Origin of the sequence: Pseudorhodoferax sp. Leaf265, assembly GCF_001422365.1 — a bacterium.
Taxonomy (GTDB): Bacteria; Pseudomonadota; Gammaproteobacteria; order Burkholderiales; family Burkholderiaceae_C; genus Pseudorhodoferax.
Genome location: NZ_LMMT01000040.1, coordinates 103,611 through 118,230 on the forward strand (window position 1 = coordinate 103,611; position 14,620 = coordinate 118,230).

At 71.0% G+C, this 14,620-nt stretch carries 12 protein-coding genes; 9 read left to right on the top strand and 3 right to left on the bottom strand.

Annotated elements, in window-relative coordinates; genetic code table 11:
• From ASF45_RS31920 to ASF45_RS31950, 7 genes are all read left to right on the top strand, one after another.
• The gene (locus ASF45_RS31920; RefSeq protein WP_056673187.1) at nt 1-1,065 is read left to right on the top strand and encodes a metal-dependent hydrolase; all 1,065 of its coding nucleotides are present in this window, start codon (nt 1-3) and stop codon (nt 1,063-1,065) included.
• A gap of 50 nt (nt 1,066-1,115) precedes the next feature.
• Nucleotides 1,116-2,594: an amidase gene (locus ASF45_RS31925; RefSeq protein ID WP_056673190.1), complete on the top strand. Its 1,479-nt coding sequence runs from the start codon at nt 1,116-1,118 to the stop codon at nt 2,592-2,594.
• A 161-nt stretch (nt 2,595-2,755) separates the two neighbouring features.
• Nucleotides 2,756-2,977, top strand: coding sequence for a hypothetical protein (locus ASF45_RS31930; RefSeq protein ID WP_056673193.1), 222 nt, complete (start codon nt 2,756-2,758; stop codon nt 2,975-2,977).
• 153 nt (nt 2,978-3,130) lie between these two features.
• Entirely contained in the window at nt 3,131-4,426 is a 1,296-nt protein-coding gene (locus tag ASF45_RS31935) for a GTP cyclohydrolase II (protein ID WP_056673197.1), read from the top strand.
• Nucleotides 4,423-5,700: a URC4/urg3 family protein gene (locus ASF45_RS31940; protein WP_056673200.1), complete on the top strand. Its 1,278-nt coding sequence runs from the start codon at nt 4,423-4,425 to the stop codon at nt 5,698-5,700. Before ASF45_RS31935 ends, ASF45_RS31940 begins: the two co-directional genes overlap by 4 nt.
• Before the next feature lie 29 nt (nt 5,701-5,729).
• Entirely contained in the window at nt 5,730-6,359 is a 630-nt protein-coding gene (gene upp, locus ASF45_RS31945; RefSeq protein WP_056673201.1) for a uracil phosphoribosyltransferase, read from the top strand.
• A 13-nt stretch (nt 6,360-6,372) separates the two neighbouring features.
• Nucleotides 6,373-7,206 carry an LOG family protein gene (locus tag ASF45_RS31950; protein WP_056673204.1) on the top strand — a complete coding sequence of 278 codons (834 nt, stop codon included), beginning with the start codon at nt 6,373-6,375 and terminating at the stop codon, nt 7,204-7,206.
• Here the strand turns inward: ASF45_RS31950 and ASF45_RS31955 are convergent, their stop codons facing one another.
• The 3 genes from ASF45_RS31955 to ASF45_RS31965 are packed head-to-tail and all read right to left on the bottom strand — an operon-like array spanning nt 7,207 to nt 9,231.
• Complete coding sequence (locus ASF45_RS31955) at nt 7,207-8,205, bottom strand: GGDEF domain-containing protein (RefSeq protein ID WP_063887835.1); 999 nt, start codon at nt 8,203-8,205, stop codon at nt 7,207-7,209.
• Between the two features lie 37 nt (nt 8,206-8,242).
• On the bottom strand, nt 8,243-8,854 hold the full coding sequence (locus ASF45_RS31960; protein WP_156473260.1) for a chemotaxis protein CheC: 612 nt from the start codon (nt 8,852-8,854) through the stop codon (nt 8,243-8,245).
• Nucleotides 8,851-9,231, bottom strand: a complete 381-nt coding sequence (locus ASF45_RS31965; RefSeq protein WP_056673210.1) for a response regulator transcription factor — start codon at nt 9,229-9,231, stop codon at nt 8,851-8,853. Before ASF45_RS31965 ends, ASF45_RS31960 begins: the two co-directional genes overlap by 4 nt.
• Nucleotides 9,232-9,422: 191 nt before the next feature.
• Between ASF45_RS31965 and ASF45_RS31970 the strand changes: the two genes are divergently transcribed.
• Together ASF45_RS31970 and ASF45_RS31975 are read left to right on the top strand one after the other, a co-directional pair.
• Complete coding sequence (locus ASF45_RS31970; protein ID WP_056673213.1) at nt 9,423-10,724, top strand: amidohydrolase family protein; 1,302 nt, start codon at nt 9,423-9,425, stop codon at nt 10,722-10,724.
• Nucleotides 10,725-10,803: 79 nt separating this feature from the next.
• On the top strand, nt 10,804-14,511 hold the full coding sequence (locus tag ASF45_RS31975; RefSeq protein WP_056673216.1) for a patatin-like phospholipase family protein: 3,708 nt from the start codon (nt 10,804-10,806) through the stop codon (nt 14,509-14,511).
• Nucleotides 14,512-14,620: the final 109 nt, after the last annotated feature.

Here is a 14,620-nt window from a genome sequence, read left to right on the forward strand (position 1 = left end):
TTGGATTCCCTGACCCAGGTCGTGCTGGGCGGCAGCGTGGCCGCCATGGCCGTGCCCGCCGCCCATCGCCGCCGCGCCCTGCTGGCCGGCGCCGTGCTGGGCACCCTGCCCGACCTCGACAGCTTTCCCATGCGCTGGATGGGCGTGGACGCCGTCACGCTGGTCACCTGGCACAGGGGGCCTTCGCACGCCCTGCCCGTGCTGGCGCTGTTCGGCCTGCTGCTGTGGTTGCTGCTCAGGCGCTGCTGGTCGCCCGTGCGCGATGCACCCGGCCGCTGGCTGCTCGCGGTCTGGCTCGCGCTGCTCACGCATCCGCTGCTGGACGCCTTCACGGTCTACGGCACGCAGCTGTGGTGGCCACTGCCACCGCAGCCCACCATGTGGTCCAGCGTGTTCATCATCGACCCGGCCTACACGCTGCCGCTGCTCGTGGCCTTCGTCGCCGTGCTGGCCGTGGGCGGGCAGCCCGTGGCGCGCGGTTTCCTGGCCTGGGGCCTGGTGCTGTCCAGCGCCTACCTGGGCTGGTCGCTGCTGGCCAAGACGCTGGTCGACCGCGAAGCCCGCGCCGCGCTGGCCGCGCAGGGCCTGGCCGGTGCGCCCTTCTTCTCCACACCCACGCCGTTCAACACGCTGCTGTGGCGCGTCGTCGCGTTGACGCCGGACGGCATGCTGGAAGGCTACCGCTCACTGCCGGTGGACCGCGGCCCGCTGCGCTTCACGCGCCACACCGGCGAGACGGCCGCGCTGCAGGCCTTGGCCCAGACCCCGGCCGTCGCGCGGCTGCGCTGGTTCGCAAGCGGCTTCCTGCTTGCCAACGCCGAGGGCGACAGCCTGCTGCTGTCGGACCTGCGCATGGGTGCGGCGCCGTTCTACAGCTTCCGCTACCGCATCGCCGAACGCGCAGGGCCGCGGGCGCCCTGGACACCGGTCACGCCCACCACCGTGCCTGCACCGGCCGAAGCGCGCGGCATCGTCGTGCGCGGCACCTGGCACCGGCTCTGGCACGAGCCAGCGGCGTCCGAGCCGCCCTTCTCATTCACCCGTTTCACCCTACCCCCACCCTGACGGACACACACCATGGATCGCCTGTTGACCACACGCAAGGAGACGCTGGCATGACGCTCGCGATGTCCTGGGACGAATGGACCGCCCACGACGGCACGGCCCTGGCCGCGCGCGTGCGCGCCGGCGAACTGACGCCCGCCGAGCTCGCGGCCCAGGCCGCGGCCGGCATCGCGCTGACCAACGGCCCGACCAGCGCCGTGGTCGAGGTCTTCGACGACGTCGTCGAAGACCCACTGAAGGACGGCATGAACCCGACCGGCGTCTTCGCCGGCCTGCCCTACCTCATGAAGGACCTGGGGCCCACGCTCAAGGGCCGGCTGCAGGAGATGGGCTCCAAGCTCATGCAGGGCAACCGCGCCAGCGCCGACAGCTTCCTCGCGGGCAAGCTGCGCCAGGCCGGGCTCAACATCATCGGCCGCACGACCACGCCCGAGTTCGGCGTCTGCAGCTCGGTCGAGAACGACTTGTTCGTCACGCGCAATCCCTGGAACCTGGACTACACGACCTGCGGCTCCTCGGCCGGCTCGGCCGCCATGGTGGCGGCCGGCGTGGTGCCCATCGCCCATGCGACGGACGGCGGCGGCTCCATCCGCATTCCGGCCGGCGTCAACGGCGCGATCGGCCTCAAATGCTCGCGCGGCGTGTTCTCGATCGCGCCGAATCTGTCGGACCTGTCCGGCCTGGTCTCCACCCAGGGCGCCATCAGCCGCAGCGTGCGTGACATGGCCAGCTTCGTGGACCATTGCCGCGGCGGCGCGCCGGGCGAGTTCATGCCCTACTGGACCGCGCCCGAACCCTATGCCGACCTCATCCAGCGTGACCCGGGCCGGCTGCGCATCGCGCTCGTGCACGCATGGGGCGATTTCGCGGCCACGCCGCACATCGCGGCCGAACTCGCGCGCGTGGGCCGCTTCCTCGAGGGCCTGGGCCACCACGTGGAATGGGCCCAACCGGCCGTGGACATCCGCGCTGCCTTCCAGGCCCAGACCTTCTGCTACATCAGCAACTTCGCGCAGACCATCGAAACGATGTTGCGCACGCTGGGCCTGGAGCGCCCGCCCGCCGACAAGGTCGAGCCCATCAACATCAAGATCTGGGAGGCCGGCCGCGACGCGAGCTACGCCGAGCGCTTCCAGATGCAGACCGCGTTCAACAACACGGCGCGCGGCTTCGGCGCCTTCTTCGAGGACTGGGACATCCTGCTCTCGCCCGTCACCGCGCTGCCGACGCCGCGCGTGGGCACGACAGAGTACCTGACCACCAGCGACAACCCCTCGGTGCACGACTGGTTCGAGAACCTGTGGCGCAACTTCGCCTACACGCCGATCGCCAACCTGTGCGGCATCCCGGGCATCTCGCTGCCGCTGGCCTGGAACGAGTACGGCCTGCCGCTGGGCATGCACGCGCAGACACGCCAGGCCGGCGACGGCCTGCTGCTGCAGCTGGCCGCGCAGATCGAGCGCGCGATCGGCGGGCGCTGGAACGACGGGCGCAAGCCCGGGGTGCACGTCACGTCCGACAAGGCCTAGCCGCTTCTCACGCGGCTTTGTTGCATCTGTCATCTGGGCCGATGCGCGGGCTGTCTGCCGTGCGTGCACCGCTGCGCGTTGTGGTTCCAAGCCAGGCAGATGCCCAGCCCACTCGACCGACTCGGAGTTGCCACGAGTCTTGCTTTTCGGAAGACCGCACCATGAACCGCACCAAGACCCTGATCGCCGCTGCCGCCCTGGCCTTCGCCGCTTCGGCCAGCTTCGCCCAGACCCCGGCCGCCGCCCCGGCCGCACCTGCGGCCGCTGCCGCGCCTGCGGATGCCGCCACCACGGCCAAGCCCGCCAAGAAGACCGTGGCCAAGAAGAAGAGCCACAAGGCCAGCCACGCCGGCAAGAAGGCGACGGCCGCTCCCAAGGCCTGACCGGCCCGCCGCTGTGGCGCGGATGCACACCGCGCCACGGCATCGCATGCAGAACCCGCCTGCGAGTCGGTATGCTTGGCAGACACCACCATCCGGTGTGCCAGCAGGCCGGCTGTGCTTCCCCGTGCAGCCGGTCCCTTTCGAGGAACGACCATGTCTGCAGAAGCCGGCGCCGCCGCCCCCACTCCTTCTTCCGCGGCCAGCCTCAAATCGGCTGCGGGCCACATCCGACTGACCTCGCATGCCGGTGGTTTCGGCGCCCTGCCGATCCGCTGGGACGCCGCCACAGCGGCCGAGCGCGGGCCGGTGGTCGGCACCACCTCCAAGCGCGCCCACCGCAACGTGATCGGCACGCACAGCGGCTCCTACAGCGTCTACCGCGCACTGGCCGTCGCGGCTGGCGCGCTCTCGCGCCAGCACAAGGCCGACCTCACCAACACCATGCCGACCGACCTGATCGGGCCCTACCCGCAGTGGAGCGAGCCCGGCAAGATCGTGAGCCTGGATCCCTGGGGTGCCTCGGTGGCCGACGTGTTCTCGACCGAGCTGGCGGCCGGCTACGACATCCGCCCGACGATCGCCGTGACCAAGGCCCATGTGATCCTGCCCGAGGTGCTGGAGGCCTTGCAGACCGGCCGCCTGAAGGCCGACGGCAAGTTCCTGACCGCGGGCGGTGCGGCCATGGTGACCAAGGCCGCCATCGAGCCGGTCTGGTACCTGCCCGGCGTGGCCCAGCGCTTCGGCTGCTCGGAGACCGACCTGCGCCGCGTGCTGTTCGAAGAGACGGGCGGCATGTACCCTGAACTCGTCACACGCTCTGACCTCGAGGTGTTCCTGCCGCCCATTGGCGGACAGACCGTCTACATTTTCGGCAACCCGCGCGACCTCGCCAACCCCGCCGTGGAGCTGACCGCCCGCGTGCACGACGAGTGCAACGGCTCGGACGTGTTCGGCTCGGACATCTGCACCTGCCGGCCTTACCTCACGCACGCGATCGAAGAGTGCATCCAGGGCGCGCAGCGCGGTGGCGTGGGCCTGGTGGCCTATTCGCGCAAGGAGGGCCGCGCGCTCGGCGAAGTCACCAAGTTCCTGGTCTACAACGCGCGCAAGCGCCAGGTCGGCGGCGACACGGCCGACCAGTACTTCGCGCGCACCGAGTGCGTGGCCGGCGTGCAGGACATGCGCTTCCAGGAACTCATGCCCGACGTGCTGCACTGGCTGGGCATCCAAAAGATCCACCGCCTGGTCTCGATGAGCAACATGAAGTACGACGCGATCACGGGCTCGGGCATCGAGGTCGGCGTGCGCGTGAACATCCCCGACGAACTGATCCCGGCCGATGCGCGCGTGGAGATGGACGCCAAGATGGCGGCCGGCTACTTCACGCCGGGCGTGGTGCCCGACGCCGAGGAACTCAAGAAGGCCAAGGGCCGGGGGCTGGACGCATGACATTCGACGGCACTTCCCTGGCGCAGGACACAGGCCACCCCGAAGGCGCGGCCACGGCGCTGCGCACCACGCTTGCGGTGCGTGCCCGCGCACGCCAGCTGCTTGAGCGCGCGCGCGTCGGCGCTTCGCGCTGGTTCGTGGTGCACGACGACGCATTGCAGACCACGGCGGCCGACGTGGCGGCGCTGACGCGCCAGCGCTACCCCGATCTCAAGATCCCGTTCCACAGCCGCTGGCGCCATTTCGAGGCCGGTGGCGTGGACCGCAAGGCCGAGCTCGACACCCTGCTCGCGCCGCTGGACCCGCCGGCGCGTGCACGCGCCATGATCGACCTGGCCCTGGTCAGCGTGCTGCTGGACGCCGGCGCCGGCCCGGACTGGAGCTACCTGGAGACCGCCAGCGGCCAGCGCTTCGCGCGGTCCGAAGGCCTGGGCGTGGCCAGCTGGCATGCCTTCCTGGGCGGGTTGTTCTCCAGCGACCCCGCGCACCCCTTGCAGGTCGACGCAGCCGGCCTGCGCGGCCTCATTCCCGAGCGGCTGGCACAAGCCTTCCAGGTCAGCACCTCGAACCCGCTGGTCGGGCTCGAGGGCCGTGTGCTGCTGCTGCGCAAGCTGGGCGAGGCGCTCGCGGCCCAGCCCGAGGTGTTCGGCCCGCAAGGGCGGCCTGGCGGTCTGTTCGACATGCTGGTCGCGCCGCTGGGGCCGTCCGGCATCGCGCCCACGGCCACCGTGGCCGCGCACGACATCCTGTCGCAGCTGCTGATGTCGCTGTCGGGCATCTGGCCCGCGCAGAACACCATCGCCACCCAGCCGCTGGGCGACTGCTGGCGCCACGAGGCCGTGACCGGTCCCGGCCTCACCGCCGGCTGGATGCCGTTCCATAAGCTCTCGCAGTGGCTGACCTACTCGCTGCTCGAACCCTTCCAGTGGGCCGGCGTGCATGTGGACGGCATCGACGCACTGACCGGCCTGCCCGAGTACCGCAACGGCGGCCTGTTGCTGGACGCCGGCGTGCTGGCACTGCGCGACCCGGCACTGGCCCAGCGCAGCTGGCAGCCCGGCGACGAGCTCGTGGTGGAATGGCGGGCCCTGACCGTCGCGCTGCTCGACGAGCTCGCGCCCATCGTGCGCGCGCAGCTCGGCGTGCCGGCGGCGCAGCTGCCGCTGGCCTGTGTGCTCGAAGGCGGCACCTGGGCCATGGGCCGCGTGCTGGCCCAGCGCTTGCGTGGGGGCTTGCCACCGCTGCACATCGCCAGCGACGGCACCGTTTTCTAGTTCCACCTCAAACCAATAAAGAAGCCGCCATGTCCAATGTTCACCTGATCGACCACCCCCTGGTGCAGCACAAGCTGACGCTGATGCGCCGCAAGGATGCCAGCACCAACACCTTCCGCCGGCTGCTCAACGAGCTGTCCAGCCTGATGGCCTACGAGGTCACGCGCGACATGGCCATGCAGGAGATCGAGATCGAGACGCCGCTGGAGACCATGCGCTCCAACGTCATCGACGGCAAGAAGCTGGTGTTCGTGTCCATCCTGCGCGCCGGCAACGGCATCCTGGAAGGCATGCTCAACATCGTGCCGGGCGCGCGCGTGGGCCATGTGGGCCTGTACCGCGACCCCAAGACCCTGGTGGCCGTGGAGTACTACTTCAAGATGCCGTCGGAGATGCACGAGCGCGACATCATCGTCGTCGACCCGATGCTGGCCACCGGCAACTCGGCCAGCGCGGCGGTCGAGCGGCTCAAGGAACTCAACCCCAAGTCGATCAAGTTCGTCTGCCTGCTGACCTGCCCCGAGGGCATCGCCACCATGCAGAAGGAGCACCCCGACGTGCCGATCTACACCGCCGCGATCGACCGCCAGCTCAACGAGCACGGCTACATCCTGCCGGGCCTGGGGGATGCGGGCGACCGCATCTTCGGCACCAAGTAGCCAGGCCATCGCCATGCGCGGCACCTGCCTGTCTCTGCTCGCAGCGCTGGTCCTGCTGCAAGGTTGCGCCACGCCGTCCACACCCGTGGCCTGCACCAGCGTGGCGTCCAATGCGAGCTACACCGGCCCCTACAAGGGCGAGGAGAACCGCCTGACGGCGGCCGACATGGCGCGCGATCTGCTCTGCGCCGAGGCCTTCAAGGCCGCCAAGTACCCGCGCGGCTTCGTCGTGGTCTATGGCAGCTCGCGCCTGGGCGAGGACAAGGCCGGCGCGCCGCCCACCGACAGCGGCCGGCTCTACCAGGGCGTGCGCCACTTCGCGGCCGACTGGACGCGCGCGCACGGCGCCAGCTTCCCGATCCTGACCGGCGCCGGCCCCGGCATGATGGAGGCGGTCGCGCGCGGCGCCACCGAGGCCGGCGGACCCAGCATCGGCTACACCACCTACTACGGCCCCGCGCGCGACAAGGCCGACGCACGGCTCGCGTTCCAGACCTGGCAGGGCCAGCCCATCGTCAGCGACGGTCTGGTGTTCACCAGCGTGGCCATGCGCGAATCCATGATGGTGCTGCACGCCGCGGCCGTGGTCGTCACGCCCGGCGGCACCGGCACCGAGTGGGAGATTTACCAGACCGTGGAGTCGATCAAGAGCCGCCAGCTCGACCCGGTGCCGATCTACCTGGTCGGCCCGCGCGCGGTGTACTGGAAAGGCTTCGAGCAGCGCGTGCAGGAGATGGCCAGACTGGGCACCATCCGCGCCAGCGAGGTCACCGACCTGGTGCGTTTCGTCGAGGACCCGCAGACCCTGGCCGAGGTACTCGCGCGCGACATGCGGCTGGTGCGCTGATCAGCGCTGCGTCACCGGGAAGATGTCCAGCGGCGTGGCGCTGCTGATGGTCCAGCGCACCTGGTTGCGGCCGTTGCGCTTGGCCACGTACAGCGCACGGTCCGCCAGTTCCAGCAGTTCGTGCGCGCCGGGGTAGCCGTCGCGCGGATCGTGGCAGGCCACGCCCAGGCTCACCGTCACGCAGGGCGACACGCTGGAGGCCTGGTGCGGGATGGCGAGTGCCTCCACCGCGCTGCGGATCTTCTCGGCCACCCTTTGCGCGCCGATCTTGTCGGACGCCGGCAGCACGGCGGCGAACTCCTCGCCACCGTAGCGCGCCAGCACGTCGGTGACCCGGTTGATCTGCTCGCGCGCGGCGTGGGCGATGGCCACCAGCACGCGGTCGCCGGCCGGATGCCCGTAGGTGTCGTTGTAGGCCTTGAAGCTATCGACGTCGAACATCACCAGCGCCACCGGGATCTGGCTGCGCTGCGCGCGCTCGAGCTCGGCACGCAGCTTGTCGTCCAGGTACTTGCGGTTGTAGATGCCGGTCAGACCGTCGACCACGGCCTCGCGCGAGAGCCGGTCCGAGCGCAGCTGCAGCACGCGCTCGCGCGTGGCCAGCGTGCTGGTGTCGGTGACCTGCAGCAGGCACAGATGGCCGGCGCCGGGCTGCGCCACCGGTGTGATCGTCACCGACTGCGGCAGGCGCTGGTCGCCGTGGCGGTGCTCGGGCCGCGCATAGAGCGGCAGCGGCGCGTGGTGCAGCACGTTGGACAGCACGATGGGCAGCCGATGCCGCAAGGCATTGCCCAGCGCCTTGCGGAACGGGGCCGACAGCGCCTCGGGAAACACCTCCTCCAGCGTGTGGCCCTGGGCGTCGGCCAGGGCGATGCCAGCGTAGCGGCTGATCCAGGCGTTCCAGTGCAGCACCCGGCCCTTGCCGTCGAGCAGCACCAGGCCCAGCGCCAATGCGTCGGAGAGCATGGGCCAGTTGACCTTCAGACGCGGGGCAGTCATCGGTGCGGTAGAAGGGCCGAAGCCGCGTGCCCGTTGTTCAAATGCGGGCCAGGAACCTGTCGACGGCGGCGATCAGCTCGTGGAACGACGCCGAACTCAGCAGGAACACAAGCGCGCCGTGCGTCTCGCGCTTCTCGATGGTGAGGTCGATGTGCAACACCAACACCACGGGCTGCTGCATGTCCGACGTCAATTCGTCCAGCACCGTCTCGGTACGGTTCACGAAGTACTGCGGCAGCGTGCTGGTCATCTCCACGCCCAGCATCTCCGAGATCGCGGCCATGCAGGCGTTCAGGATGATGTTGCCGAGCTCGCACATGGCCTCCTGCTCGAACTCGGGCAGGTCGTCCACACTGACCTGCGAGCCCAGCATCTCGCGCACGATCTCCAGTGCCTTGTCTTCGGTGAACAGCAAGGAGGCATTGACCGAGAAGGCACCGCTGAAATCCTGCCGCACGGCACCCAGGCGCTCGCTGCGCAGCAAGGCCAGGCTGGTGCCGAGCTCGTCGCGGCGGCAGAACGCGATGCGCGGGATCGACAGCAGCACCTCGTCGCCGACGATCTCCGACAGGCTGGCCGCCGCATGCCCTGCGCCGACATTGAACATCTCGGCCAGCGCGTCGGTCTGCAGCTCGGTCAGCGTGATCACGCGGCCCCGTCGAAGAAGTTCAGGGCCAGTTGCACGTTGCGCTCGCTGACAGGCTTGGGCACGAAACAGGCGCCCATGGCAGCCGCCCTGGCCTGGTGCGCGGCCTGCACGTTGGCGGAGAACACCACCATGCGCACCTGTGGATAGGCCTGCAGGATGCGTTCGGCCACGTCGGTGCCGATGGTGCCGGGCATGTTGATGTCCATGGTCACGTAGTCGGGCACGCCGTGCGCCAGACGGTCCAGCGCCTCGTCGCCGCTCTCGCACTCCTGCAGCGTCCAATGCGGCTTGCGGGCCGCCACCAGGGTACGGATCATCATGCGCGACACGCGGCTGTCATCGACGATCAGAAGGGTCTTGGGGGGCGCGCTGGACATGGGGCCAATGGTGCGTGGGAGGCGGTTCCCACACAATAGTCGAATACGTGGAGCGGATTCTAGGCGCGCGCACTGCACAATCCCGCGCCTGCAGCCGCCAGCGCAGTCGACACGGCCCGTGCCCTGGCATGGATACTGCGCAGCCACTCTCCCTGCACTTGCCAGCGCGCCGCGCGACACCGATCCACGCCATGCTCGACCTTCTCGTCACCCACGCCACGCTGCCGAACGGCGCGTCCGACATGTCCATCGCCGTGCAGGACGGCCGCATCGTGGAGGTGGCGCCCGGCCTGCAGGCGCCCGCGCACAAGACGCTGGACGCAGGCGGCCTGCTGGTCAGCCCGCCCTTCGTCGACCCGCACTTCCATCTGGACGCCACGCTGAGCCGCGGCCTGCCGCGCATTAACCAGAGCGGCACCCTGCTCGAGGGCATCGCGCTGTGGGGCGAGCTCAAGCCGCTGCTCACGGCCGAGGCGCTGATCGAGCGCGCCCTGGCCTACTGCGACTGGGCCGTGGCGCGCGGCCTGCTCGCCATCCGCAGCCATGTGGACACCAGCGATGCGAGCCTGCTGCCGGTCCAGGCCATGCTGGAGGTGCGCCGCCGCGTGGCCCCCTACCTGGACCTGCAGCTGGTCGCCTTCCCGCAGGACGGCGTGCTGCGCAGCCCGGGCGGCCTGGCCAACCTGCGGCGCGCGCTCAACCTGGGCGTGGACGTGGTCGGCGGCATCCCCCACTTCGAGCGCACCATGGCCGAGGGCGCGGCCAGCGTGAAGCTGCTGTGCGAACTGGCGGCCGAGCGCGGCCTGCCGGTGGACATGCACTGCGACGAATCGGACGACCCGTTGTCGCGCCACATCGAGACGCTGGCCTGCGAGACGCAGCGCCTGGGTCTGGCGGGCCGCGTCAACGGCTCGCACTGCACCTCCATGCACAGCATGGACAACTACTACGTCAGCAAGCTGCTGCCGCTGATCGCCGAGAGCGGTGTCAGCGTGGTGGCCAACCCGCTCATCAACATCACGTTGCAGGGCCGCCACGACAGCTATCCCAAGCGCCGCGGCATGACGCGCGTGCCCGAGCTGCTGGCGGCCGGCGTCACCGTGGCCTTCGGCCACGACTGCGTGATGGACCCCTGGTACGGCATGGGCTCGGGCGACATGCTGGAGGTCGCCCACATGGGCCTGCATGTGGCGCAGATGACCGGCGAGGCCGGCATGGCCCAGTGCTTCGAGGCCGTGACCGGCGCGGCGGCGCGCGTGATGGGGCTGCGCGGCTACGGGCTCGCGCCGGGCTGCGACGCCAGCTTCGTGCTGCTGCAGGCGCGCGATCCGGTCGAGGCGATCCGGCTGCGCGCCACGCGGCTGCAGGTCGTGCGCAAAGGCCAGGTGCTGGCCGAGAGCCCCGCAGCCACGGCCGCCCTGCACTTGCCGGGCCGCCCCGGTGCGACGGCCTTCATGCCGGCCCGCCACGGTGGCGGCAACGTAACGAAATAATTCGCGGCGCACGTTTCGCGCGCGACCCCGCTAGCCTCGTTTCCAGCACAACAGCCGCCGGGCGCGGCGGGAGGCTGGCTTGGACAACGAATTGCGCAAGCAGGTGCAGGCGCGCCGGCAGGCCTGGGCCGACGCCGGCACCGACGACGAGCTGGGCAAGCCGCTGGAAGAAGCCGGCCTGTGGGGCCTGGCGCTGTCCGGCGGCGGCATCCGCAGTGCGACCTTCTGCTTCGGCCTGCTGCGCGCGCTGGCGCGCGAGGGCTTGCTGCTGCGCTTCGATCTGCTGTCCACGGTGTCCGGTGGCGGCCACATCGGCGGCCTGCTGGGCCGCCTGTTCTCGCGCGCCCGGACACCGCAGGAGGCCGCCCAGGTGCAGCAAGCCCTGGGCGCGGCGCGCACCAACTGGTTCGTCTGGTGGTTGCGCGCGAACGGCCGCTACCTGATCCCGCGCGGTGCGCGCGACGCCACCTTCGTCGCCGCGCTGTACCTGCGCAACCTGGTGGCCATCCATTTCGAGCTCGGCATGCTGGCGCTGCTGCTGGGGGTGCTGCTCACCGCGGCCAACCTGGCGGGCTGGCAGCTCATGCACCACCTGGGCTTCACGCACGCCACGCCGGTGTTCGCCATGCTGCGCAACCTGCCGGACTGGGCCCCGCTGTGGGTGCCCATGGCCTGGCTGCTGCTGCCCTGCGTGGTGCTGGTGGGTGCCACGCGCGCCATGGCCTACTGGATCGTGCCCTGGCTCACGCTGGCGCGGCGCTGGGCCCTGCCCGGCTGGCTGGCCGTGGCGCTGGCCACGGCCTGGCTGCTGTCGTGGTACTGGCGCCTGGTGGCGGCCAGCATCAGCCCGGTCGGCGAGGTCATGCGCAGCACGCTGTGGGCGGTCACCGCCGCCTTGCTGCTGCTGTGGCTGCTGGCCGTGCCCGTGGGCGCGCTGGCATTGCGCCGCGCGCGGCTGCGCTGTGCCGGCCCGGCCGCCGAAGCCGCGCGCAGCGAGCTCACGGCCGGGCTGGCCAACTCCTTCCGCTGGTTCAGCGCGGTGGCGCTGGCCGGCCTGATCGACCGCGCGGCCTGGTTCCTGGCCTTCGAGCTGGAACCGCTGACAGAGGCCGGCCAGGGCGCTGCCGCACTGTGGCTGGCGGTCTGGGCCGCGGCCATCCGCACCGTGCTGCCGCTGGCCTCGCAGCTGCTGCCCGGGCGCATCCTCACGCGCGCACTGCTGGTGGTCGGCCGCGTGCTGGGCTATGGACTGTCGTTCGCGCTGTGCGTGTGGTGGGTGTCGCTGGTGCACAAGGCGGTCACGGGCGCGGTGTTCAGCTACAACGGCGCGCAGTTCGCGCAGGGCTGGCAGATGTGGCTGCTGTTCCTGCTGCCGCTGGCGGCCTTCTTCCTGGCCACGGCGCGCAACGTGGAGTTCCTGAACCTGTCCTCGCTGCACGCCTTCTACCAGGCGCGCATCGTGCGCAGCTACCTGGGCGCGGCCAACGGCGCGCGCCTGGGCGCCGGGCCCGGCGCGCTGTCGGCACTTGGCGAGGTGCCGCCGGTGCTGCCGGTGCGGCGCCGCCACATCCCCGTGGACGACCTCAATGCCGAAGACGACATTGCGCTGGAGCATTACCGGCCGCAGGACTGCGGCGGGCCGGTGCACCTGCTCAACGTCTGCATCAACCAGACGCGCGATCCGCGTGGCGGCCTGTTCAACCAGGACCGGCGCGGCCTGCCGCTGTCGGTGGCCTCCGGCGGGCTGATCAAGGTCTCGCAGGAGAGCTGGGAACGCCCGCCCGCCCAGGGCCTTCCCAGCCTGGGCGGCTGGATGGCGATCTCGGGTGCGGCCATCGCCCCGGGTCTGGGCAACCTCACGCGCGGCGGCATCTCGGCGCTGGCCACCTTCGCCGGCATCCGGCTGGGCTACTGGTGGAACGTGTCGGCGCGCACCGGCGCCGAGCACCGCTGGCCGCGGCTGTTCGTCAAGTCCTGCGGCGTGCTCAGCGAGACCTTCGGCAGCTTCCTGGGCGGGCGCGGCGACAACTGGTTCCTGACCGACGGCGGCCACTTCGAGAACACCGGCGCCTACGCGCTGCTGGCCGAGCGCGCCCAGGTCATCGTGCTGGCCGACTGCGGCGCCGACCCGCGCTACGGCTTCGACAACCTGGAAGATCTGGTGCGCAAGGCGCGCATCGACCTGCAGGCCGACATCCTGTTCCAGCGCCCGCGCCGCGCAACGGCGGCCACCGGCGACATCCCCGCCGGGCTGGCCCGCTTCGGCTCGCTCAACGACCTGGCCTCGCCCGAGAGCACGGCCTGCCTGGCGCTGGCCAAGGTGCAGTACGGCGGCGCCCAGCCGAGCACCGGCATCCTGCTCGTCATCAAGCCCAACCTGTGCGACGGACTGCCGGTGGACCTGGTCAACTTCAAGCGCCAGAACCCGGACTTTCCGCAGGAGACCACCGCCGACCAGTTCTTTTCGGAAGCGCAGTGGGAGAGCTACTTCCACCTGGGGACCTTCCTCGGCCAGAACCTCAGCCGTGCCTGGATCGCCGAGTTGCTGCGCGACCCCGGCGCCTGGTTCGAGGACGACGACTGCTCGCCGTTCGCCGCCGCGCAGGCCGGCCGCGCTGCCCAGGAACAGGAGGGCGCGCGCGCGGCCGCCGGTGGCCGGCTGCCGGCGCGCATCAGCGGCACGGCCACGGCCGTTGGCGCCACGCTGAGCCTGGGCGCCGCCGCCACGTTGGGCGTGACCGTGTGGCAGGCGATCGAGACGGCACGCAGCGCCTTCACCAAGCAGACGCTGGACGAACGCGCCGCGCTCAAGGAACTGGCCGAACTCTGGGCCAAGGCCACGCCCGGCGGCCAGGCCAGGCCCGACCCGGCAGCCGCCGGCAACCTGGCGGCCGCCCTGCTGCGCACGGCCGACACGCTGTGCCCCACCGACGAGGCGCGCTGGTTCACGCGCTCGGACCTCGCCCGGCGCATCCACCAGTCGGCCATGCAGCAGTGCGCGGCGCTGACGGAGGCCCTGCCCGCCGCCTGCGCCGCCTTGCTGGCCACGGGCGAGCGCCACGCCGACACCCGCGCCAACAGCAGCTGCCTGGTGCCCGCGCCGGAGATCCTGGCCGTGGCGCCGCCGCCGCGCTACTGGGTCTACGACTACACGGGCCGGGGGGCGGCGTCGAGTTCCCACCCCTGCGATCCTGTCGTCGCCGAACGCCTGTACCTGCAGCAGGCCGCCACCGGCGCGCCGCGCGACGGGCCGCCGGCAAGCTGCCACTACACGGGCCGCTTCGCCGAGGGCGCGTTCGTGCGCCATCCGGCCGCGGCCGGCGCGCCGCCGGCGGCGCCTTCGCCGGGCGCGGCGCTGCCGCCACTGCCCCAGCCTGCGCCCAGCCACGAATGCGCCGGCATCACGGTCTTCATGCAGATCTACGGCCCCAGCCAGCGCCGCGCCGTGTGGCCGCTGCGCCGCACCTGGCGGGCCATGGGCGCCGAGGTGCCGCCGCTGGAGGACGTGGTGGAAACCGCGAACGCGCGCGGCTACGCCAGCCCGGTTCCGGTGGACAAGACCACGGTGCGCTTCCACGATCCCGCAGCGCTGGCCTGTGCGCGTGCGCTCGGTCCGAAGGCCGGCTTCAACGACTGGATCGTCGAGCCGCTGTCCGCGCGCTACCGGCCGCGGCCCAACACCGTGGAGGTCTGGGTAGCCCCGGCCGACACCACGCTGCAGGACCATCCGCTGCCGCCGGTCGAGAGCCGGCCGCCGCCCGTGCCGAAGTCGCGCGCCACGCCCTGAGAGGGTGTTTCCGAAATGAACAGGCCCACGCCGGGGTGCCCTGCGGCCATGGGCAAGGCGCGACACGCAGGCCGTGCTGGAGCCCGGACAAGTTTTCGGAAACACCCTC